The 21,813-nt window shown below is 57.7% G+C and carries 13 protein-coding genes, 2 tRNA genes and 2 rRNA genes (1 of these 17 running past the window's edge); 12 read left to right on the forward strand and 5 right to left on the reverse strand.

Translation table 11 applies throughout. The features are described from left to right. Nucleotides 1-69 precede the first annotated feature (69 nt). From ACGHU1_RS12795 to ACGHU1_RS12805, 3 genes are all read left to right on the forward strand, one after another. Entirely contained in the window at nt 70-2,793 is a 2,724-nt protein-coding gene (locus ACGHU1_RS12795; RefSeq protein ID WP_390587510.1) for an AAA family ATPase, read from the forward strand. A 67-nt stretch (nt 2,794-2,860) separates the two neighbouring features. Next, nucleotides 2,861-4,612, forward strand: coding sequence for a DUF7017 domain-containing protein (locus tag ACGHU1_RS12800; protein ID WP_390587513.1), 1,752 nt, complete (start codon nt 2,861-2,863; stop codon nt 4,610-4,612). A 31-nt stretch (nt 4,613-4,643) separates the two neighbouring features. Next, nucleotides 4,644-6,323, forward strand: coding sequence for a hypothetical protein (locus tag ACGHU1_RS12805; RefSeq protein ID WP_390587516.1), 1,680 nt, complete (start codon nt 4,644-4,646; stop codon nt 6,321-6,323). 361 nt (nt 6,324-6,684) lie between these two features. Here ACGHU1_RS12805 and ACGHU1_RS12810 read toward each other — a convergent pair whose 3' ends face one another. Together ACGHU1_RS12810 and ACGHU1_RS12815 are read right to left on the reverse strand one after the other, a co-directional pair. Next, complete coding sequence (locus tag ACGHU1_RS12810; RefSeq protein ID WP_390587519.1) at nt 6,685-7,203, reverse strand: YceD family protein; 519 nt, start codon at nt 7,201-7,203, stop codon at nt 6,685-6,687. Continuing rightward, nucleotides 7,203-7,730 carry a ubiquinol-cytochrome C chaperone family protein gene (locus ACGHU1_RS12815; protein WP_390587522.1) on the reverse strand — a complete coding sequence of 176 codons (528 nt, stop codon included), beginning with the start codon at nt 7,728-7,730 and terminating at the stop codon, nt 7,203-7,205. Before ACGHU1_RS12815 ends, ACGHU1_RS12810 begins: the two co-directional genes overlap by 1 nt. A 277-nt stretch (nt 7,731-8,007) precedes the next feature. Here ACGHU1_RS12815 and ACGHU1_RS12820 point away from each other — a divergent pair, with 277 nt between their 5' ends. The 5 genes from ACGHU1_RS12820 to ACGHU1_RS12840 all read left to right on the forward strand — a co-directional run bounded on the left by ACGHU1_RS12820 (nt 8,008) and on the right by ACGHU1_RS12840 (nt 13,819). Then, nucleotides 8,008-8,499, forward strand: coding sequence for an outer membrane protein assembly factor BamE (locus tag ACGHU1_RS12820; protein ID WP_390587525.1), 492 nt, complete (start codon nt 8,008-8,010; stop codon nt 8,497-8,499). A 54-nt stretch (nt 8,500-8,553) separates the two neighbouring features. After that, the gene (gene hslV / locus ACGHU1_RS12825) at nt 8,554-9,114 is read left to right on the forward strand and encodes an ATP-dependent protease subunit HslV (RefSeq protein WP_390587528.1); all 561 of its coding nucleotides are present in this window, start codon (nt 8,554-8,556) and stop codon (nt 9,112-9,114) included. A 32-nt stretch (nt 9,115-9,146) separates the two neighbouring features. Then, nucleotides 9,147-10,448: an ATP-dependent protease ATPase subunit HslU gene (gene hslU / locus ACGHU1_RS12830; RefSeq protein ID WP_390587531.1), complete on the forward strand. Its 1,302-nt coding sequence runs from the start codon at nt 9,147-9,149 to the stop codon at nt 10,446-10,448. Further along, a complete protein-coding gene (locus ACGHU1_RS12835; protein ID WP_390587534.1) occupies nt 10,448-10,840 on the forward strand; it encodes an ACT domain-containing protein in 393 nt (130 codons plus the stop codon). Before hslU ends, ACGHU1_RS12835 begins: the two co-directional genes overlap by 1 nt. A 99-nt stretch (nt 10,841-10,939) precedes the next feature. Next, nucleotides 10,940-13,819 (forward strand): M16 family metallopeptidase, encoded by a 2,880-nt coding sequence (locus ACGHU1_RS12840; RefSeq protein WP_390587536.1) that lies wholly within the window; start codon nt 10,940-10,942, stop codon nt 13,817-13,819. Between the two features lie 22 nt (nt 13,820-13,841). On the opposite strand, the gene ACGHU1_RS12845 is transcribed toward ACGHU1_RS12840, so the two are convergent. From ACGHU1_RS12845 to ACGHU1_RS12855, 3 genes are all read right to left on the reverse strand, one after another. Further along, on the reverse strand, nt 13,842-15,683 hold the full coding sequence (locus ACGHU1_RS12845; RefSeq protein WP_390587539.1) for an ABCB family ABC transporter ATP-binding protein/permease: 1,842 nt from the start codon (nt 15,681-15,683) through the stop codon (nt 13,842-13,844). A gap of 57 nt (nt 15,684-15,740) precedes the next feature. Then, nucleotides 15,741-16,742, reverse strand: coding sequence for an aspartyl protease family protein (locus ACGHU1_RS12850; RefSeq protein ID WP_390587541.1), 1,002 nt, complete (start codon nt 16,740-16,742; stop codon nt 15,741-15,743). Between the two features lie 61 nt (nt 16,743-16,803). After that, a complete protein-coding gene (locus tag ACGHU1_RS12855; RefSeq protein WP_390587544.1) occupies nt 16,804-18,234 on the reverse strand; it encodes a lipopolysaccharide biosynthesis protein in 1,431 nt (476 codons plus the stop codon). Nucleotides 18,235-19,031: 797 nt separating this feature from the next. On the opposite strand from ACGHU1_RS12855, the gene ACGHU1_RS12860 reads away from it, so the two are divergent. From ACGHU1_RS12860 to ACGHU1_RS12875, 4 genes are all read left to right on the forward strand, one after another. Continuing rightward, nucleotides 19,032-20,520: ribosomal RNA gene (locus ACGHU1_RS12860) — 16S ribosomal RNA — on the forward strand. Between the two features lie 190 nt (nt 20,521-20,710). Next, nucleotides 20,711-20,787 (forward strand) — tRNA-Ile (locus ACGHU1_RS12865). Nucleotides 20,788-20,818: 31 nt separating this feature from the next. Continuing rightward, nucleotides 20,819-20,894 (forward strand) — tRNA-Ala (locus ACGHU1_RS12870). A 304-nt stretch (nt 20,895-21,198) separates the two neighbouring features. Beyond that, nucleotides 21,199-21,813, forward strand: a 23S ribosomal RNA gene (locus ACGHU1_RS12875); it runs 2,177 nt beyond the window's last position. Together the 16S and 23S rRNA genes with 2 tRNA genes alongside form the textbook arrangement of a ribosomal RNA operon.

Consider the following 21,813-nt stretch of genomic DNA (forward strand, 5'->3'; position numbering starts at 1 on the left):
AAGGGGCTATCGATGGGGATTGGAGCGTTAACTGTTGGCGAGGGAAGGTTGTCATCCTAGAAGCAGTGAATGACTCCTGAAAACGTTGATAATTTCGCATTTTTGAAAGGCGTTTGGCCAGATCTTTATGATCTCGGTTCGCGCGCCGAAAGTGCTGCTCACAATGAGCCGGATATCACGGCGGTCAGACTACGATCATATACCGAGCGCATGGTCGAGATGTTGTTCGATCATTACGGCCTCACTTTCGAGACAAGTCAGACTCATTCAGAGCGTCTAAATCTTCTCGAGAAAAGCGGTTTCTTGAACCGCCGTCTGCTTGCCAAGCTTCAGGCCATCAGAAACTTTGGAAACCGGGGTGCGCACGGACGCAAGGTGACAACCTCTCAGGCCGAAGATCTGACAATCGATGCCTGGTCCCTGGGTTGCTGGTTCGCCAGACTGGTGCGCCCTGACGTTGACTGGATTATCCGTCCTTATGGGCAAGGCAGTCCTGGTGTTCATACCCCACAGGAGGGGGCCGAAGAGGCTGTTCCCGAAAAGAACGATCAGGATGAGGCGCCTTCTAACGTATTTCGCTTTCCGGAAGAACGGATTCGCCGGATACAGGACGAGGTAAATCACGCCCTGTCTCAGGTGGATCTCAGAGTAAGACAGCTGCGGACACGCATGACATTGCGTGAGGCGTTTCTGGAGGATCTCAACGAAGATCAGCAAGCCTGCGCAGATAAGCTCGAAGCGTTCTTGGCAGACCCATCCGCGCGAGTGTTCTTGCTTAAAGGTGATGCCGGCGCCGGTAAAACCTTCATGGCGAAAGGTCTGGTGGAATATCTTTCCGCGCAAGGTCGTGGGTATCGATTGGCCGCACCCACCGGTAGAGCGGCCAAGATAATTGCTGATAAGACCGGCCGGGATGCGCGCACACTCCATAGCCTCATTTATGACTACGGAAATTTGCGGGAGTTCGATGGTGAAGATGGCGCCGATCTTGCCACGTTCAAATTCTATGCGGATGTCACGGCAAACCGTGATCCTGCCAATGCTGTATACCTAATCGATGAGGCATCATTGGTCTCTGACGATTATTCAGAGTCAGATTTCTTTCGCTCGGGTAGTGGTTATCTCCTGCGCGACATCATGAACTTCGCCGGTTTCAATGCGAGCGAGAATGACCGAAAGATCATCTTCATCGGTGATCCCGTCCAAATTCCCCCCGTCGGGATGAACACATCGCCGGCGCTTGACCGGGAATACCTTAAAGCACAATTCGGCCTTGAAGCTGACCAGTATCGCTTGACTGAAGTCGTTCGGCAGAAGTCCGATAGCGGCATCCTTGCAAATGTCGCGCAGCTGCGGGATGGCGTGGAGCAAGGCGTCTACCGCGGTCTGGAGTTCAATTTTTCAGAAGACGTGGTGCGCCTGGACTCCGAAGATCTTCTTCCCGCATATCTGAAAATTGTGCGCGATCAGACCGACGAGCTTCCGATTGTGATTGCGCGTTCCAATGCGGAAGCTGCCGATTTCAATAAAGCGGTTCACTCGCAGATTTTTCCCGGACGCGGATCCGTTTGCGCCGGTGATAGGCTGCTCGTTACGAGTAACACGATTGTTGGCGGCCATTTCGTGGCAAATGGCGAATTCGTCGATGTCGTTTTCGCAGAGCCAATGGTTGAAAGGCGAAGCGTAAGGCTTCGCACCCGTGTAGGCAATTCCGATGAAGTAGAAACTAGCGAGGTAACGCTGGTTTTCAGGGAGTTGGAAATTGCCCTAAGAGCTGAGGGCGAAGAGAATTTTGTTCAGAGGGTGAAGGTGCTCGACACTCTCTTGCACGATGGTCAGGCCAATCTTTCGGCGGATGAACAGCGGGCGCTCTACGTCGATTTCCTAAAACGGCACCCAGTTCTGCGCGGCCAAGACCCGCACCAGTTTCACGTCGCACTTCATAATGATCCCTACTTTAACGCTATGCGGGTCAAATTCGGCTACGCAGTGACAGGACATAAGGCTCAAGGGGGAGAGTGGAAAAACGTATTTGTGATCTGCCCGAGCGGAGGCGATCCCAGAAACGAAGATTATTTCCGCTGGCTCTACACCGCAATGACCCGCTCGAGCTCGATGCTATTTCTGGTGAACCCTCCTGAAGTTCGGCTCAAAGTATCTGGCGCAGATTTCCGCGAACAGCAAAAGAGGCCCGAAGGCAGTCTCGAGAATTCGAATAAATCTCCCATTAGCCAGTTCAGAGATGCTCTTCGGAATGCAATTCGTGAGCGCCTCGAGGGTAGTGACATCACGATCGAGGACGTTGCGCATAAGCCTTATCAGGAGGTCTTTTACTGCGGCAAAGGGGTTCACGAGTGTCGCGTCAACGTCAGCTACAATAAGAACTTCCAGGTGGGTTCGGTCTCTATCATGTCCGAAACTGATCTCGCGGAGGAGCTACGTCAGCGCCTTGTATCTTTGGCTGGTCGAAGCCCGGCCCAAGAAGCAACGGGCTTGGATGAGGATAAACCTGGGGCTAGGCTCAGCAGGCCATTTCTCGCCGAATTCGATACTCGCCTGAAAGGGTTGCTCACACATCGAGGCATCGACACTATCTCCGTGGCCGAGAAGCAATGGAACCTGCGCTATGTCACCTCGCGTGATCAGGCCTCTGCGACGGTCGATATATATTTTGACGGGAGAGAGCGCTTTACAAAGGTAGTCCCTCTTCGTTCTGGCGGATTTCCCAGTCCTAGGGATGACGAATTGTTGGACGATGTTCTTAAGGTCATGACGACGGAAATAGTCGTATGATCCTTGCTTTCGTTTGCAGACATCCTGCCCACCCTCGCGCACCGTTTACTGCACCCGAGGGTTGACGATGACGTTTCTCAACAACTCGAGAAGAAGCTCCGCTTCGTATCCCGACAAGCAAATCACGGCGCTACGCAGGGAAGGCAAGCTAGAGGAAGCCTATGACCTGGGCATCCGAACGGTTGCCGACGATCCGACTAAATGGAATATCGGGGCGCTGGGCTGGGTCCTAATCGGCTTGGTCAAGCGAGAGGCGAGAAACCCTCAATCAGATAGCTTCCAGCGTTTCGCACGTGAGCTTAGAGAACTCGACATCCCTGCTACAGATGAGCTTCTGACAGAGCATCGCTCACAAGCTCTCGCGCTCACCAGCGATGAGGGACGCAAATTCAATGACAAGCGGCTTGCAGCGCGGGATGCTTATCAAGCCGGCCATTACGAAGATGCCATCTCCCTCTATCTGGAGTTGGCAAAAAATGGCCACCTTCAGGATCAGGATTCATTCTCTTTCGGATGGGCATTGTCCCGAGCAATTCAAGCAATCTTGAACCGCGGCAAAGAGGGAAACTTCTCCGACGTTCCTGTGGGGCGCGCTAAGAAATTCCTGAATTACTATTTTAAGATTGGATTGAGCGGACCGGAGCTTCTCCATAGCATCATACTTCAGCAAGCACTTGCGCTCGCCAAAGAGGGACAACTCGACATCATCCCATTCCTTAAGCTGTGGGGCGTTGATTCCTTTCGACCGGAAGATTGGCAGCGAGATGTTCTGGAAGCGGAAGACGGTGGCGGTGGTGTCCAAGGAAAAAAACGAACCCTTCCCGCTCTGGCAGAAAGCGTATTCCTTCGTGCGGCTAAGGAAGCTGTCAGATCACAGCATCAAGCCAGCGTCGACTTCGTTCTTCCTCATCTGGAGAAGGTTGCCGATCGCTTCCCCGATAACGCGCACCTGAAGAGATACCAAGCCGAACTTCTCCACACGATTGGCCGAAGCGATGAAGCTCGCGACCGCGCGGTGGCCTTCGTTCGCTCCATGTCGCGCGAGTATTGGGCGTGGGAGGTTCTCGGAGATCTGGTTCCGGATCCTGATATCAAACAAGGCTGTTATGCAAAGGCGCTTCTCTGCTCTCCAAAAGAGGAGTTTATCGGCAAGCTACGCTTGAAGTTTGCCGAGTGCATTCGCCGTGATCACCCAGGGCAGGCGCGCGGCGAGATTGAGCAGGTCATCCGCCACAAACAGCAAAAAGGGCAGCGCATACCAAGGAAGGCTGAGGAGCTTTCTGAACGGTCATGGTTTGCCGATGCCCAAGCTGTTGAGCCTTCAGCCGCCTTCTACGAACAGTTGGTCGCGCCCGCCGACAATTATTTGGTTGCGCAAATTCCTGTTCGCCTGGCGGTTATCGATCGCTTGAACACCGATAAGAAACTGTTCCACTTCACTGTCGACAAGACCACCGATGGGATCTGCTTCTTTTCGAAATACAACGATAAGCCACAGGTTGGCGATGTTGTAGCCGTTCGCGTTGAGCAAGTGGCCGGTGCTGGAACAAAAAAGACCAACCTTCTCACCATTGAACCATCGGATCAGCCAGCCCCAGCGCATCTCTTGAAGGAGTTCAGCGGGCCGGTTCGCGTAAGTAACGGAATGGGCTTCATGGAGGACGGAACCTTCATATCTCCGACGCTCATTGCGGCTTCACAGATCTCTGATGGGGAGCAGATCAAGGGACGTGCCATAATAAGCTATGATCGGAAAAAGGCTCGCTGGAGCTTCGCAGCTTTCGAAGTGAAGGTCATCCCGAGAGTTATTATCTCTTAGTATGTCGTGGGCTTCTGACCAACGATCTCAGGTGAACCAGATGGATGCAAAAAACGCTGTGCGCTCTGCCCTGCAGACCAAAGCTACTTTTTGGAGGCGCGTCACGTGGTCGATCGCTGGTGTAACTATGACGTCGATCGCGTTGGCTTCCCTGCTCGGCTGGACCTCGCTCGATAGCCACCTGATCATTGTCCTTGGCGCGTTGTTCAGCTTGGCCTTTATCGCCGCGTTCTTAGTTGCCAGTCGTTCGAGATCTAGGCTTCAGCGCTTCATTTCAGCCGAACGAGATATTGCTACAGCAATAGGCTCGATCTCTTCCGTAGACATCCGAAACATAGTTCATGATCTTCGGAGGTCCGCCGAGACGGATCCAGCAATTCGCGACCTATATGCCGCTTCTAGTCCGCAAATTTCCCATCACCTTGAGCGAGTTTTAGAAGTTGAGGTTCGCAATGAACGTAGCCGGAGGGTCCGTGAGCTCTGCGAAAATGCCAGAACGATAGTTCGGCAACAAATCGAACTACAGCGTTCGGAATCGCCGGCGATCAAGGCTGAGCGAACAATCAGTGGTGCGATTGAAAATCTCGTCAAGCTCAAGGCCGATGCGGAGAAACGGTTGGACGAAGAGCGAGAAAGTCGGCGTCTCAAGTGGTGGTTCGACCTAACTCGTCCGGATTTCGAAGAAGTTGAGGAGAAAATTGAGGAGCTGCGGAGAGCCCGCCAGAAACTCATCGCCTCAGGCGACATCGCCAAAACCGAAAGCTATTTTCGCGATCTTTCCGACCGCGTCGAACGTCGAACACGCGATATCCAAAAGGATGCTATCGCCTCTATTCCGGCGCGTCCTCATGACAAGTTTGACGATCAGCGCGTTGTGCAAGGTGCGCTCATGCTCTCGGCCTTATCGGTGCCAATTTCTGCGTGGGGCGATATCAGTCAGGCTGGAAACGTCTTCGACAGCTTGCGCGCTGTAAACGGCAATTACGCCGATATGACCGATACCGAAATCTGGTTCGATACCTTGACCATGGCAGGACCCGAACTTGCTGGCTTGGCCAACCTCACCAAAGGCGCCCTCTTCGAGGCCCACGTAGAATCCAGCTTCGGAGGGGAACTTCACGAACACTTCAACCATCCCGACACGGACATCGTGATCGACGGTGTCGCCTATCAGATCAAGGCCACCGATAGCGCCAGTTATATTGATACCGTCGCCGATGGGATCCCCGTTATCAGCACGACAGAGGTCGCCAGTATCACCGGTTCACTCGATGGAGGGTATTCCAATGAGGATCTGACCGATACGGTTTATCTCGCGCTTGGCGGGACAGTGTTAGACATTAGCGATACAGCACTGGATGCCGTGCTTACGGGCGTCGGCGGCGTTGGGATCTTTGCTATCCTGAGCGGAGTGCGCAGCGCGTCTGCAAAATACAAGGAAACCGGTGATGCGCTAGAGTCGCTGGCGGAAGGCCTCAGCACTGCAACGGTCCACACTGCGAGAACGACGGTAAACATGGCAGAAATGGCCACCAAGGGTGTAGTGGGCGTCGCAACTTCACGACCAGTGCGGTTCGCCGGTAACATGGTAGCTTCAATGGCAACCAAGGCAGCGGCTAGGTTCGATCGCTGGTTAGAAGACGAAGCGCCGACGGGACTGGCCGAGGGCTCGTTGGCCAGCCCACAAAAAACGCCTCGCGGTTCGCGCTGAACCCTATGGTTAGGACAATTCTTTCAGCTGACTGCTCTGGAAGAGGCAGGGCCAGCGTGGAGCCATCCATTATCGCGTAGCGCTGGACCTGCCATTGTGCAATGCTCGCAGGTTAAGCCATGGACCCATCGCTCTGCGATGGGCTAGCTCGGCACCTGACTGGCAACAAGTTACAGGGCCACAAAGGAAGAATTCTGTAGCCCACTGATTTCTCTAGGAAATTACTGAGTTACATCGCTAGTTACAGCGGGGTCCCCGTGATTCCCGTTTTGATCGGCGTATCCTGATCGGACAAATATCAAAAAAGGCCTCGCAAGCGATTGCGGGGCCTTTTCGTTTCTGGCTCGTTTCCGGCGCGCGGTCAGTCTTTCTTCAGCGCCGCCAGCGCATCGGCCAGCGGGCCTGATTGCTGGCCTTCCTCGACGATACCGGCAGCTTTGCGCGCAGCATCGGCATTCGGCCCCTCGGCATACGGATCAATGGCTAGGCCCAGCGTCTGCGCCACTGCCTCGCCCAGGTTGAACATGTCGCCTGCATATTCGATCTCGTCGCAATCATCCGCTTCGATCTCGAACTCTGTGCCTTCAGCATAATGGGCAGGGTTTTCAGGGACGAAACGCAGGTCGAGCGGTTCGGAAATGGTCACAGGAAAATCTTCGGAAGATACCGCGCAGGTCTGCATGAGCTGCGCAGTGACAAGGCCCGATGCGCGGACCGCCTGTGCCTTGTCTTCCAGCGCGATTTCTGCGCGCAAGCTGGCGACAGAGGCGAGGCCGAAGCGTTTGGCCAGCGCGGCGCGCTCTGCCTCGTCGGCTTCGATTACGACCGGTTCTGCCGGGAGTGGGCGGGCTTTGACCAGGCGGGTGAGTTCGCCGTCCATCACCAGATCCCGCTCGCCTTCAGCATCTCCTCGTCGCTGAAACCGGCAAGCCGCTGTGATAGGGCCATCAGTTTGCGGGTGACGCACTGCGCGCCTGCCTCCTCATCGGCGCCCTCTGCAAAAGTCACGTTGCGCCTGATGGCCGCGCTCATTTTATCGCTGTCGCCCGCAGTCAGCGCGCTGCGATACGCGCCCAGCCTGCCGCCGAGCACGCTCATCAGCTTTCCGACATGTTTGCCCACCACGACATCGTTGATGCCCAGTTCGCGCAGCTGGCTGTCCATGTCATCGACGAATAATTCCGCCAGCAGCGCGCTTTCTGAGCGCATATCGGACGCCTCCACCCGCACCATCACGGTGCACAGGATCGCGGTGATCAGGTCAAACCGTCCCGCAACATTATCGGCCACCTTGCAATCGCTGTAGAACGACGGTTCTCGCGCCAGTTCGATCACGCGGTGCCATAGCGGGCGCAGCCCTTCGCGCGGGTCGGGGGCAGTGCCAAGCATGCGGGAGAGGAAGGACATTGGGTCTGGCATTCTTTCTGATCCGGCACGCGGTGCGATACCGGCGCCTGTTGACTGTTACACCTCTGGCCAACCCGCGACCGGATCGCCCGTTCCGGCGAATGACGGACCAGATACGCATTGCAGGGCCATTCAGCCGCAATTCAACCTGTTCACCCCAGTTCTGCGCGCCTGCAATATTGCAAGGGCGCAGGCTTCACCGTAAGGCCGTGTGTGATTGATATAGTTAGCCGCCACGCCGCGGCAATGACAGAGCAAACGGGAACTGACTAACACTATGGGTCAACGTAATCGGGTTTGGGAATTCTCAGGCGGACGCACCGCCCGGATCGCGCTGCTTTCGGGCGCGCTTCTGGCGCTGGGCGCTTGCTCTTCGATCCGCGAATCGCGCGGCTATGTGATCGACACGACGTTGCTCAATTCCATCCAGCCGGGCATCGACAACCAGCGTTCTGTCGAAGGCACGCTTGGCCGTCCGACCTTTACCAGCCAGTATGGTGAGCCGGTGTGGTATTACATTTCCAGCGTAACGGGGCGTAAGCCATTTGTGCGCCCGCGTATCCAGAGCCATTCGGTGCTGGCCGTGCGGTTTGATGAGGCAGGCAATGTTGCCACAGTCGACACCAGCGGCCTTGATGAGGTGGTCTACCTGCAGCCCGATGGTGACAAAACGCCGACGCTTGGGCGGGAACGCGGCTTCCTCGAAGACCTGTTCGGCAATATTGGTCAGGTCGGCGGACTGGGCGGCGGCGGCGGTCCCGGCCAATAACGTCCTTGCTGCGCCGCGCTTGACCTCAATATTTGAGCGCCCATATCGCTGGGCATGAGCAATGATCAGGCGAGCCACGGCCTTACGCAGTGGCACGGCACCACCATTGTCGGCATCAAACGCGGCGACAAAACCGTGATTGCAGGCGACGGGCAGGTTTCCATGGGCAACACCGTGATGAAACCGAACGCGCGCAAGGTGCGCCGGATCGGCGATGGCGGAAAAGTCGTTGCCGGATTTGCGGGCGCCACCGCCGATGCCTTCACCCTGTTTGAACGGCTCGAGGCCAAGCTGGAGCAGTATTCCGGCCAGCTGATGCGCGCCGCTGTTGAACTGGCCAAGGATTGGCGCACCGACAAATACCTGCGCAATCTCGAAGCGTTGATGATCGTCGCCGACGAAGAAAGCCTGCTGGTGCTGACCGGCAATGGCGATGTGCTTGAACCCGAAGGCGGCATTGCGGCCATCGGTTCGGGCGGCAATTACGCGCTGGCGGCTGCCCGCGCACTGTCCGATTACGAAGACGATGCAGAACAGATCGCGCGTAAGGCAATGGCAGTCGCCGCCGATATCTGTGTGTTCACCAACGGCAATGTGACGCTTGAGACGGTTTAACCTCTCCGCCACCCCGCAAACTTCAGGAAATTATGACCGATAACCTCACACCAAAGGCGATTGTCGCCGCTCTTGACGATCACATCATTGGCCAGAAAGAAGCCAAGCGCGCGGTTGCCGTGGCGCTGCGCAATCGCTGGCGGCGTCAGCGGCTGGGCGCGGATTTGCGCGACGAGGTTACGCCCAAGAACATCCTGATGATCGGTCCGACCGGCTGCGGCAAGACAGAGATCAGCCGCCGCCTCGCCAAACTGGCAGAGGCGCCGTTCGTAAAGATCGAGGCGACCAAGTTTACCGAGGTTGGCTATGTCGGGCGCGATGTCGAACAGATCGCCCGCGACCTCGTCGAAGAGGCGATCCGGCTGGAAAAAGACCGCCGCCGCGATGCCGTGCGCGAAGCGGCCAGCGAGGCTGCGATGGAGCGGCTGCTCGATGCGCTGGTCGGCCAGAACGCGAGCGAGGCGACGCGCGAAAGTTTCCGCCAGCGCATCACCGACAATTCCATGAACGAAACCGAGGTTGAAATCGAAGTGACCGAGGCGCCTACCATGCCATTCGATATGGCGGGGGCAGGCGGCAATATGGGCATGATCGACCTGGGCGATATGCTGGGCAAGGCGATGGGCAAGACGCCTGCGAAAAAGCGTAAGCTGCGCGTGCCCGAAGCGTGGGACAAGTTAGTCGATGAAGAGGCGGAAAAGCGCATGGACCAGGATGATGTTGCCCGCGTCGCTCTGCAAAATGCCGAAACCAACGGCATCGTATTTCTAGACGAGATTGACAAAATCGCGGTCAGCGATGTGCGCGGCGGATCGGTCAGCCGCGAAGGCGTGCAGCGTGATCTGCTCCCGCTGATTGAGGGCACGACCGTCAGCACCAAATACGGCCCGATGAAAACGGACCACGTGCTGTTTATCGCCAGCGGCGCGTTCCATTTGGCAAAACCGTCCGACATGCTGCCCGAATTGCAGGGCCGTCTGCCGATCCGGGTTGAACTGCGCGCGCTGACCGAAGAGGATTTCGTGCGCATCCTGTCTGAAACCCGTGCCAATTTGGTGGAGCAATATCGCGCTCTGATCGGCACGGAGAAAGTCGATTTGGTGTTCACCGATGACGCGGTTCAGGCCATCGCCCGGATTGCGGCGACCGTGAACGAGAATATCGAAAATATCGGCGCGCGGCGGCTTCAGACGGTGATGGAAAAACTGCTCGAGGAAATCAGTTTCGAAGCGGAAGATCACTCTGGTGAGACGATCACGATCAACGCCGATTATGTCAGTGAGCGCCTAGGCGATCTGGCGGGCAACACCGACCTTTCGAAATACATCCTGTAATGAGCCAGCCCGTCAGCGATCTTCAGGAAATGCTGGCGGGTATGGAGCCGGTCATGCTTGAGGAGCACGGCTGGGTTTTCGAACAGGAAGACGAGGAAGAACCGCTCTTCGAAATACCGTTCGCTGTCATCCGGGAGGAAGAAGGGACGACGTTAATTTGCTCGGCCGATCAAGCTGACGATTTGCCCGGCTTTGCGCGTATCACCCTGAAAGTTCATTCCGACCTCAAAGGGGTTGGACTGACCGCTGCGGTATCCGGCGCGCTCGCCCAGCAGGGTATTGCCTGCAACGTGGTCGCCGGATTTCACCACGATCATATTTTTGTCCCTTGGGAGCGGCGGCTGGAGGCATTGGAGCTTCTCCGCCGACTCTCGCAAGACGCGCGTCGATAAGACTCGCCCGTTCGTCGCCGCAGACGCGCTTCACCCTTGAGCCTTCCCGGCGCAACCGCTTTAATGCAGGGTGCGAGATACCAACGGGGAAGATCACACATGATGAAAACGATGATGCTGGCGGGCGCTGCCGCCACCGCTCTTATTGCGGCTGCACCGGCTCTGGCCGATGGCCACGGTGATCACGATGCGGCGACCGATGCGTCTGCCCTTACCGTTCCTAAAATCGAATACACGATGTGGATGCTGGATAACGGTTTGCGCGTTATCGCGATCCCCGATGAAACCACCAGCACGGTGACGACATCGCTGTGGTACGATATCGGATCAAAGCTCGATCCCGAAGGGCGCAGCGGTTTTGCGCACCTGTTCGAACATATCCTCAGCCGCAAGACCGAGAATATGCCGTACAACATGATCTACGGCCTGACCGCCGATATTGGCGGCACGCGCAACGCATCGAACTGGGTCGATCGCACCAATTATTTCGAACAGGTGCCCGCCGCCTATCTCGAAACGATGCTGTGGACCCACCGCGAACGCATGGCGAAAGTCGTGGTCGACGATGAGGTGTTCGAGACCGAGCGCGGCGTCGTAAAAGAGGAACTGCGCCAGCGCGTCCTCGCGCCGCCCTATGGCCGCTTGCAGCGTTTCGTGATTGCCGAAAATGCATTCGACGTAATGCCGCACCGGCGTCCGGGCATCGGATCGATTGAGGATCTCGACAGCGCGACGCTGGATGACGCGCGTGCTTTTTACGAGGCGTATTACGGCCCCGACACCGCGACGCTGATTGTGGCTGGCAATTTTGAGATGGGCGAGCTGCGCAGCCTTGTCAGCGAATATTTCGATGACATCCCGCCGCGTTCCAATCCGGTTGATCTTGCCATCGACCTGCGCGAACCGGAACTCACCGGACCACGGACTGTAAACGCGACCGCGCCTAACGTGCCGCTGCCGGTTGTCGGCGCGCTGTATAAAGCGCCGCCGGTAACGTCGCCCGATGCCGCCGCGCTTGAAGTGATGGAGGCGATCCTGTCGCGCGGGGATAACAGCCGGCTCGACAATGCACTCGTGCGCACCGGGCAGGCCGTCCAGGTTGCCGCTGGCGTGTCGATGTTCCGCGAGGCAGGGCAGATCAGCACCTATGCCGTTGTCTCGGGTGAGGACAAGATGGACGCCGCGGCGGCCACTCTCGACGCCGAAATCGCCCGGATCAGCTCAGCGCCTGTGACCGAAGCGGAGCTGGCCGAGGCCAAGAGCGAGATCATCGTCAGCACCCTGCGCCGCCGCGAAACCGCGCGCGGGCGGGCTTTTGAACTGGGCGAGGCGCTGGTCAGCTCCGGCGATCCCGATTTCGCGGATCGCCGCCTGTCCGAGATCACCGAAGTGACAGCCGATGATGTAATGCGCGTCGCAGCGAAATATCTTGATCCGCAAAAGCGCGTTTTGATGACCTATACCCAAGGCGAGGATGATCCCTCGACCTACGCAAATCCGGTGCCGATGCCGGAATTCCGAACCCTGCCGCCTGCAACAGGAGTGATCCGCGAGGTCAAACCCGAAGGCGAGCGCATGGCGCCTCCGCCGCCCGGTGCCACGCCGGATGTGGCCGCGCCTGAAATCACCGAGGGCACGCTGTCCAATGGCATCCGCGTTGTCGCCGTGCAGACCGGTGATGTGCCGATTGCGACGATTTCGATGCTTGTCCCCGGGGGCAGCAAAACCGATCCGCGAGCAAAGGCCGGGATCGCGCAGCTTGCAGCGGGTCTTGCTGACAAGGGCGTGGAGGGCATGGACGCGCAGGCAATTGCTGCGAAGTTCGAAAGCCTTGGCGCATCGTTCGGCGGCGGCGCGGGCAGCGATGGCACCAGTTTCAACCTGACCGCTCCGGTCGCCAATTTGGGCGAGGCGGGCGCGCTGGCGGCGAAAATCGTGCGCGGCGCAATCTATCCGCAGGACGAATTTGCCCGCGAACGTGACCGCGCGGTCAGCGGGCTATCGGTTGCCATGAAAGAGCCGGGCAGCCTGTCCCGGTTCGCCATCCGCGTCGCGATGTACGGTGATGCGCCTTATGGCACGCAGCCCGGCGGCACGGCGGAAACTCTCGCCGCAATCACGCGCGAAGATTTGCTCGCCTACCGCGAGGCGTATTTCCACCCGGATAATATGCAGATCGTGGTCAGCGGCGGTATCGCGCCAGATGCGGCCATCGCGGCGGCGGAGCAGATGTTCGGCGACTGGACCGTGGCGACGCCCGCTGGCGACGTGCCGGAGGAAGCTGCCGGCGAAGCGCAGCGTGTCCGCACGATTGTGATCGACATGCCCGATGCGGGCCAGGCATCGGTCATCGCTGCCGTGCGCGCACCATCGCGCAAGGATGCGGATTTCTACCCGCTGGAACTTGCCAACAGTGTGCTGGGCGGCGGATCGAGCGGGCGTTTGTTCGAGGAAATCCGGACCAAGCGTTCGCTAAGCTACGGTGCCTATTCCGGCTTTGCCGACCGCGCAGACGAATCAATCCTGACGGCGAGCGCGCAAACAAAGAATGACACGGCTGACGAGGTCGCGCAGATTTTCCTCAATGAATTCGCCCGCCTCGGCAGCGAAGACCTGGCGGATGATCTGCTCGCAAAACGGCGGCTGTATCTTTCCGGCAGTTATGCCCGCGCGCTAGAGACGAGCGGCGGTTTCAACTCCATCGTCGCGACGCTGCTTCAGCAAGGGCTGGAACCGGCAGAGGCAGCCCGCTTTGCCTCGCGGCTAAATGAGGTGAGCGCCGAAGCTGCAAGCGCGGCGGCGCGAACCTATGTCGATCCGGCCAAGGCTACGCTGGTGATTGTCGGCGATGCGTCGCAATTTCTCGAAGATTTGAAAGCAGTGCGAAGCGAGATCGAAGTGATCCCGGCGGACATGCTCGACCTATCGACAGCGGCATTGTTGATGCCGCCAGCCGCCGACGCGACTGAAGCGGAATGACGGGAAAAAGCGGGGCGGCGGTTTATTCCGCCTCCTCCTCCTGCGGTGCATCGGAAGTGCGCTCGGACGCCTGCTGCGCCCACATTTCTGTGTAAAGGCCGCCTTTTGAAAGCAGCTCTTCGTGGGTTCCAGTTTCCGCCAGTCGTCCGTGGTCCAGAACGAGAATGCGGTCGGCATCAGCGATGGTCGAAAGCCGGTGTGCAATCGCAATCGTGGTGCGTCCCTCTTCGAGCCGTTTGAGCGTGCCGAGGATCTCTTGCTCCGTGCGGGTGTCGAGCGCGCTCGTCGCTTCGTCCAGCAGCAGGATCGGCGGGTTCTTCACCAGCGTGCGGGCGATGGCGACGCGCTGTTTCTCTCCGCCGGACAGTTTAAGCCCGCGCTCGCCAACTGTCGTGTCAAAACCATCGGGCAGACGCTGGATCAAAGGCATCAGCGCCGCATCGCGCGCGGCTTGATCAACCGTCTCTTGATCGGCACCTTCGGCGCCGTATGCGATATTGTAGGCAAGCGTGTCGTTGAATAGCACGCTGTCCTGCGGGACGATGCCGATGGCGGCGCGCACACTGTCCTGCTGAACCTGCGCAATGTCCTCGCCATCGATCAAAATGCGTCCCGACTGCGGATCGTAAAACCGGAACAATAGCCGCCCGATCGTGCTTTTGCCCGCGCCTGATGGCCCTACGATTGCGAGCGAGGAGCCAGCGGGTACTTCAAAGCTCAGCCCGTCGAGGATGGTGCGCCCGTCATCATACTGGAAAGTCACATTATCGAACGTGACGTGTGGTTCGCGCACAGCCAGCGGCGGCGCGCCGGGAGCATCCTTCACCTCGATGTCCGTATCAATGAGACGAAACATCTCGGCCATGTCGACAAGGCCTTGCCGGATGGTGCGATAGACAAAGCCGAGCATGTCGAGTGGGCGAAACAGCTGGAGCAAATAGGTGTTGATCAGCACCAGATCGCCCGGTGTAAACCGGCCCTGCGACCAGCCCCAGACGGTGAAGGCCATCGCCCCTGCCATCAATCCATTGGTGATCAGCGCCTGCGCGATGTTGAGCATGGCCAGCGAATTGTCGGTTTTTATCGCGGCCTCGGCATAGGCATCGGCGGCATCGGCATAACGCGCATGTTCCCGCTGCTCCGCGCCGAAATATTTGACCGTTTCGTAGTTCAGCAGCGAATCTACGGCCCGGTGCAGCGCGGTGCCATCCAGCGCATTCATGTCCCGCCGCAATTTGACGCGCCATTCGGTGATGACCTGCGTGACCCAGATATACAGCACCACCGCCAACGCCGTGCCTGTGACCAGTTCCCACCCGAACATCGTCCAGAAGACAATGGCCATCACGGTCATGCTGATGAATGTCGGCGCGATGTTGAACAGCAGGAAATAGAGCATCGTGTCGATGGTCTTGGTCCCGCGCTCGATGATCTTAGTCATCTCTCCCGTGCGGCGGTTGAGGTGAAAGCGCAGCGACAGGCGGTGCATCCGGCGAAACACATCCTGTGCCAGCCGTGCGGTTGCCACCTGCCCGACCCGTTCAAAGGAGATGTTGCGCAGATTGTTGATCGCGGTGTTGCCGAACCGCGATGCTGCATAGGCGACGACCAGCGCGATGACCGCCAGCGTGCTGCCGTCGATATCGCCCGCCATCCGGTCAATCGCGGCCTTGTAGGCAAACGGCATGGCCAGCACGACCGCTTCGGAGGCAAGCACCAGCAGCAGGGCAAGCGCGATGCGGCGTTTCAGATCGGGCCGGTCCTTGGGCCAAAGATAGGGGAAAAACCGTTTTAGTGTCGGCCAGCCTTCGGCGTCGGGGACGGTGCTCTTCGGCTGGTCGGGGGAGGCTGCGTCAGGCGGCATTGCGAGCGTGCATGTGGGCGCGCGCCGGGCTTATGACAAGGTTACCGCATGGCGACCTCAGTTGGGGAAGGGTTTGACAAAGTTTGATTGCCGCGCCCTTCGCAATTGCCGGGCGATGTCGCGCGGCACATCGAACAGGATGCGCTGGTTTGAAAAATCGATTGCCACCCGGTCAAACAATTTGAGGTGCTGCATCCCAAGCGAGAGGACCGGCGTGTCCTTCAACCCCAGCGCCTCGAACGCGGGCGCATCGGCGAATGTCAGCGGCATATTGGTCAGCGTCAGCCCCTCAATCGTGAGCGAGCGGATGTTCACCGCATCGCCCACCATCGTCACGCCGTTCACGTCCATAGTTGTCACTTCCTGAGACCGCTTGGTCCGGATGCGGTTGCGCAGCGCATTGTTGGCAAGGCTCGCCTGCGCGCCGGTGTCGATGATGACGGTCGCCCGTACCCCTTCGACCAGAGCATCTGTGATGAGCAGCTGGCCCAGTTTCTGGCGCGCTTTCACGATGATTTCGAAACCGGACCTCGTCTGTTTCTTCGTCAGGTCCTCGAGCGCGATTGTATCGTTGCGGAAATCAATGAGGACGCGGAAATCCTGTAGCGAGTCCAGCCCGATTATCCCGTCCGCCCCCACATGGCTGCGATTGAGCACCGGCGCGCTGATCGAATGGATTGTGTGCGACCCGACGACGAGGTTGTTGACCTCGACCACATCGACCGGCCGGATGCTGGCCATACCGACCAACTGCGCGCGGCCCAGCGGCTCCAGCGACAGATTGTCATTGATGTGGTGCGTGACGGCGGTTGCCTGACTGCCTGTGTCGATCAGGAAGTTGTATGGTCCCGAACCTTCGATGGTGACGGGGATGGTCAGCCTGCGGTGACGCTCTTGTTCCAGTTGGAGGATTTCGGTCGCCGGGTTGGTGAAATCGGGCGCGATGGACTGTGTCTCCAGCGCTTTGATCGGCGGCTCCACCAATGCAGCTGAATTGGCCGATGCGGTTGCTGCAATCAGGCCAAGCGGCAGGGCGGCCAGCGCCAGAAATTTCGCCATATGGTGTTCCTCTCCCAAGAACGGACGACGATACCAGATGCGGGGCTTTTGCCCAAATGCCCTAAGGTGTGTCCGCTACACTGGCCGCCGGATCGCGCTGCCTCAGCATCGCCCACGTCTCGCGCAGCATCGGGCGAAATGCGATCAGGAATGTGGCGGCATATACTCCGGCACCGATGGCCGCGCTGCGCAGCAGGTCGAGCATTGGCGCGTCAATCGGGGCAAAGTGCTGCGCTGCCAGCACCGCCGCCGCCATCGCTCCGCAGCCAAGCGCCACGGGGGCAAGCTCTTTTACCAGCGCGAAAACCGAGACGCCGATGCGCGGCAGAGTCATCGCCAGTGTCACGGCGAGCAGCAGGGGCGCGGCTGCCCACCAGGCATGGACCAGGCCCATCGTCCGGCTGTCGCCGTCGAGAAAGCCGCCGCTCACGCCCCACAGGAAAGCCGATGGCATGATGATCGCGCCGCAGATGGCGGTAAACAGATATATGCCGGGCCGCCCCATCGCATTGGTGACGGGCGCACAGATCAGCTGCAGTGCAAAGGCCGGCATGATCATCGCAAGGCCGCCGACGATCGGCACCATCCCGGCCCACTTTTCACCGAACAGGGTCAGGATCGCAGCCTCACTGGTGAGCGAGAGGCCTATATATACAGGCGCGCTCACCATCATCACCATGCGCGCCGTGCGCAGGAAATACTGGCCAAGCGGTTTGCCAGCGCGGTGCAGTTCTGAATACGCAGCCAACGCCACCTCATTGATCGGCGGAATAAACCGACCCGTGACAATCAGCGTGAGGAACAGTGCCTCTGAATACAGACCAAGGTCATAGGTCGGCAGCAGGCGGCCCGCGATCACGATGTCGCTCTGGCTCTGGATGATCCAGAAAAACTGGCACAGCGTCAGCGTACCTCCGAAAGACAGCAGATCCCATGCGCCGCGCGGGTCGAAGACCGGTTTGATCCGCAGCCCCGATGCCAGCGTCAGGCCGATGGCTCGAACCGCGAACATCGCGATGGGGGCATATACCAGCGCCCACACCCCGAACCCGGTCCATGCCAGCGCCAGCGCGAGAGCTGCACCGACCGCCGCGCTCGCCATGTTGACCGTGCCTTGTTTGCGGAACTGCAATTGCCGCGCCAGCCATTCCGAAGGCAGCGCGATGAAGGGGATGGTGAGAAAGATGACGGCCTGCACCCGCAACATGTCCGCCACCAACGGCTCGCCGAAATACGCCGCAGCATATGGGGCCGATGCGAACTGCACAGCCGCCAGCATAATATTCGATAGCAGGAGCATACCGAATATCTGACCGATCCGGCGTTCATCGATCCGGTCGGTCTGCACAAGCGAGGTCGCAAGGCTTTGCCCGTTGAGGAAGGCGAGGGCGGTCAGCACCACCTGGCTCATGGCAAACAGGCCGTAATCGGTCGGCTCCAGCAGGCGCACCACCATTATGGTCGAAGTCCAGGTGATGACCTGCGCCGCCACCTGCGTGCCCCAGCGCCACGCAATGGCCGAACGGACCCGGCCGGCAAAACCTGTTTCGTCGCCTCTATATAAGGGGGCGGCGGAACCTTCGGGATTAAGACCCGATTCCCGAATCTCTTTGTGACGCGAATCAACGCTGTGTGCTGCCGCACCTGTTTGATTCGGGGAATCGGGCGTTCTGCCATCCATGAATCGGGTCGGTAGAGGCGAATGGTGAATATTTGGTCGGCTCTGAACGGCGATTCATAGGTGAATCGGCCCCATATTGATGGTCAGCCGCTGGTCCCGGGCTTGAAAATTCAGGGGGCAGCGCCATCTCTAACCCACGACGAACACCGGAGAATCCCAGAAAACTGCGATTTTTACTCAAATGTGAAATAAAATTGCAAAAAGGCGTTGACCGAATCTTCGACCCCGCCTAGATGGGCTTCACCGACGCGGCGCAGACGGTTTCTAATCGGCTCGCAACGAACGGTCGCCAACATAATCGGATAGCCGGTCCCCCGGTGTAAATCGGGGAAACCATTGCTGTCCGCTAATTCATGTTGGTAGGCTCTTTGACATTGTTAGTTTTTGATGAAGGGACATGTGGGCGACGGCGCCCGGTCTGGGGACCTCAAGGCTCCAGTAACCGGTTAAATGAAGCCGATTGCCACATCCTAGTCGGGCACCACGCTCGGCTTTGATGATGCATGTTCATTCGTATCCATTACGTTTGACAGCAGGTTATCGGCTCCTTGAAGCTCATGCCAAGCAGGTCAGCGGGGTTATCCCCGTGCTTGTTTAGTATGTGACACAAACTTGAGAGTTTGATCCTGGCTCAGAACGAACGCTGGCGGCATGCCTAACACATGCAAGTCGAACGAACCCTTCGGGGTTAGTGGCGCACGGGTGCGTAACGCGTGGGAACCTGCCTTTAGGTTCGGAATAACTCAGAGAAATTTGAGCTAATACCGGATAATGTCTTCGGACCAAAGATTTATCGCCTTTAGATGGGCCCGCGTTAGATTAGATAGTTGGTGGGGTAACGGCCTACCAAGTCGACGATCTATAGCTGGTCTGAGAGGATGATCAGCCACACTGGGACTGAGACACGGCCCAGACTCCTACGGGAGGCAGCAGTGGGGAATATTGGACAATGGGGGAAACCCTGATCCAGCAATGCCGCGTGAGTGATGAAGGCCTTAGGGTTGTAAAGCTCTTTTACTAGGGATGATAATGACAGTACCTAGAGAATAAGCTCCGGCTAACTCCGTGCCAGCAGCCGCGGTAATACGGAGGGAGCTAGCGTTGTTCGGAATTACTGGGCGTAAAGCGCGCGTAGGCGGCTATTTAAGTCAGGGGTGAAATCCCGGAGCTCAACTCCGGAACTGCCTTTGAAACTGGATAGCTAGAATACTGGAGAGGTGAGTGGAATTCCGAGTGTAGAGGTGAAATTCGTAGATATTCGGAAGAACACCAGTGGCGAAGGCGACTCACTGGACAGTTATTGACGCTGAGGTGCGAAAGCGTGGGGAGCAAACAGGATTAGATACCCTGGTAGTCCACGCCGTAAACGATGATAACTAGCTGTCCGGGCTCATAGAGCTTGGGTGGCGCAGCTAACGCATTAAGTTATCCGCCTGGGGAGTACGGTCGCAAGATTAAAACTCAAAGGAATTGACGGGGGCCTGCACAAGCGGTGGAGCATGTGGTTTAATTCGAAGCAACGCGCAGAACCTTACCAGCCTTTGACATCCTAGGACGGTTTCTGGAGACAGATTCCTTCCCTTCGGGGACCTAGTGACAGGTGCTGCATGGCTGTCGTCAGCTCGTGTCGTGAGATGTTGGGTTAAGTCCCGCAACGAGCGCAACCCTCATCCTTAGTTGCCATCATTTAGTTGGGCACTTTAAGGAAACTGCCGGTGATAAGCCGGAGGAAGGTGGGGATGACGTCAAGTCCTCATGGCCCTTACAGGCTGGGCTACACACGTGCTACAATGGCATCTACAGTGGGCAGCGAACTCGCAAGGGTAAGCTAATCTCCAAAAGATGTCTCAGTTCGGATTGTTCTCTGCAACTCGAGAGCATGAAGGCGGAATCGCTAGTAATCGCGGATCAGCATGCCGCGGTGAATACGTTCCCAGGCCTTGTACACACCGCCCGTCACACCATGGGAGTTGGTTTCACCCGAAGGTAGTGCGCTAACCAGTTTACTGGAGGCAGCTAACCACGGTGGGATCAGCGACTGGGGTGAAGTCGTAACAAGGTAGCCGTAGGGGAACCTGCGGCTGGATCACCTCCTTTCTAAGGATTGATTGCGAAAGCGTCTGGGCTTGTCCCGGAAAGTGCTTCGCAGCTTCCAAAGAACATTGCCGTCGTCCTCATGTCCTTTCATCACTGGAGATTGCCCTCGGGCAGCTGGAAAGCTGCGCGTTGGGTAAATGCCTGAGCCGGCTCACGCCCCTCGCGGTCTTAAGTCCGCTCGAGGCGGTGTAGGTCCGTAGCTCAGTTGGTTAGAGCGCACCCCTGATAAGGGTGAGGTCGGTGGTTCAAATCCACTCGGACCTACCAAGTTTTTTGGCCAGTTATTGTCTGGGTCTTAGGGGCCTTAGCTCAGCTGGGAGAGCACCTGCTTTGCAAGCAGGGGGTCATCGGTTCGATCCCGATAGGCTCCACCAGACAAGCACGCTGCAGTTCACTGCAAGCGAGCCGTTCTTTATACTCCAGGATGAAAAGAAAGCAGATCCCGCTTCGGCGGGTCAGGCGAATTTGTCGCCGACTTTGACATTGTGAATGGGTTTTTAAATCGATGCCGTGGCGGTATCGTCGCAAAGGTACAGACCTTCGGGTCTGTGATCTATACGCGGCGCATACCATCACAAATCAATCAAATATTTGATTATCTGGCTGAGATAATTCCTCTGCATCATCATTAAGACGAACAAGACTTTATGCAGGCTTGTCGTTGATGGTGTGGATTCTCAAGCGTGAGGTAAGAGCATTTGGTGGATGCCTTGGCATGTACAGGCGAAGAAGGACGTGGCACGCTGCGATAAGCGTCGGGGAGATGTGAGCAATCTTTGATCCGGCGATTTCCGAATGGGGAAACCCACCTTCACCATTTCTTTCACTACCCGTTCGCGGGTGCTGAGAGAGGTGGATAAGGTATCACCTTAGTGAATATATAGCTTTGGTGAAGCAAACCCGGGGAACTGAAACATCTCAGTACCCGGAGGAAAAGACATCAACCGAGATTCCCGTAGTAGTGGCGAGCGAACCGGGACCAGGCCAGTGCCTTTTCTATTATTAGCAGAACATTCTGGAAAGCTTGGCCATAGCGGGTGACAGCCCCGTATGCGAAAAGACTAGAAAAGGACTTGAGTAGGGCGGGACACGTGAAATCCTGTCTGAACATGGGGGGACCACCCTCCAAGCCTAAATACTCGTACATGACCGATAGCGAACACAGTACCGTGAGGGAAAGGTGAAAAGCACCCCGATTAGGGGAGTGAAACAGTACCTGAAACCGGATGCTTACAAGCAGTTGGAGCCCCATAGGGGGTGACAGCGTACCTCTTGCATAATGGGTCAGTGACT

This window comes from Erythrobacter sp. MTPC3 (assembly GCF_042854385.1).
Classification (GTDB): Bacteria; Pseudomonadota; Alphaproteobacteria; order Sphingomonadales; family Sphingomonadaceae; genus Erythrobacter.

Excerpts from the sequence above, each read along its gene's own strand:
- ACGHU1_RS12840 (WP_390587536.1), top strand. The coding sequence starts at position 10,940 with ATGATGAAAACGATGATGCTGGCGGGCGCTGCCGCCACCGCTCTTATT.
- ACGHU1_RS12850 (WP_390587541.1), bottom strand. The coding sequence starts at position 16,742 with ATGGCGAAATTTCTGGCGCTGGCCGCCCTGCCGCTTGGCCTGATTGCA.
- ACGHU1_RS12800 (WP_390587513.1), top strand. The coding sequence starts at position 2,861 with ATGACGTTTCTCAACAACTCGAGAAGAAGCTCCGCTTCGTATCCCGAC.
- hslV (WP_390587528.1), top strand. The coding sequence starts at position 8,554 with ATGAGCAATGATCAGGCGAGCCACGGCCTTACGCAGTGGCACGGCACC.
- ACGHU1_RS12835 (WP_390587534.1), top strand. The coding sequence starts at position 10,448 with ATGAGCCAGCCCGTCAGCGATCTTCAGGAAATGCTGGCGGGTATGGAG.
- ACGHU1_RS12795 (WP_390587510.1), top strand. The coding sequence starts at position 70 with ATGACTCCTGAAAACGTTGATAATTTCGCATTTTTGAAAGGCGTTTGG.
- ACGHU1_RS12845 (WP_390587539.1), bottom strand. The coding sequence starts at position 15,683 with ATGCCGCCTGACGCAGCCTCCCCCGACCAGCCGAAGAGCACCGTCCCC.
- ACGHU1_RS12820 (WP_390587525.1), top strand. The coding sequence starts at position 8,008 with ATGGGTCAACGTAATCGGGTTTGGGAATTCTCAGGCGGACGCACCGCC.
- ACGHU1_RS12810 (WP_390587519.1), bottom strand. The coding sequence starts at position 7,203 with ATGGACGGCGAACTCACCCGCCTGGTCAAAGCCCGCCCACTCCCGGCA.
- hslU (WP_390587531.1), top strand. The coding sequence starts at position 9,147 with ATGACCGATAACCTCACACCAAAGGCGATTGTCGCCGCTCTTGACGAT.
- ACGHU1_RS12815 (WP_390587522.1), bottom strand. The coding sequence starts at position 7,730 with ATGTCCTTCCTCTCCCGCATGCTTGGCACTGCCCCCGACCCGCGCGAA.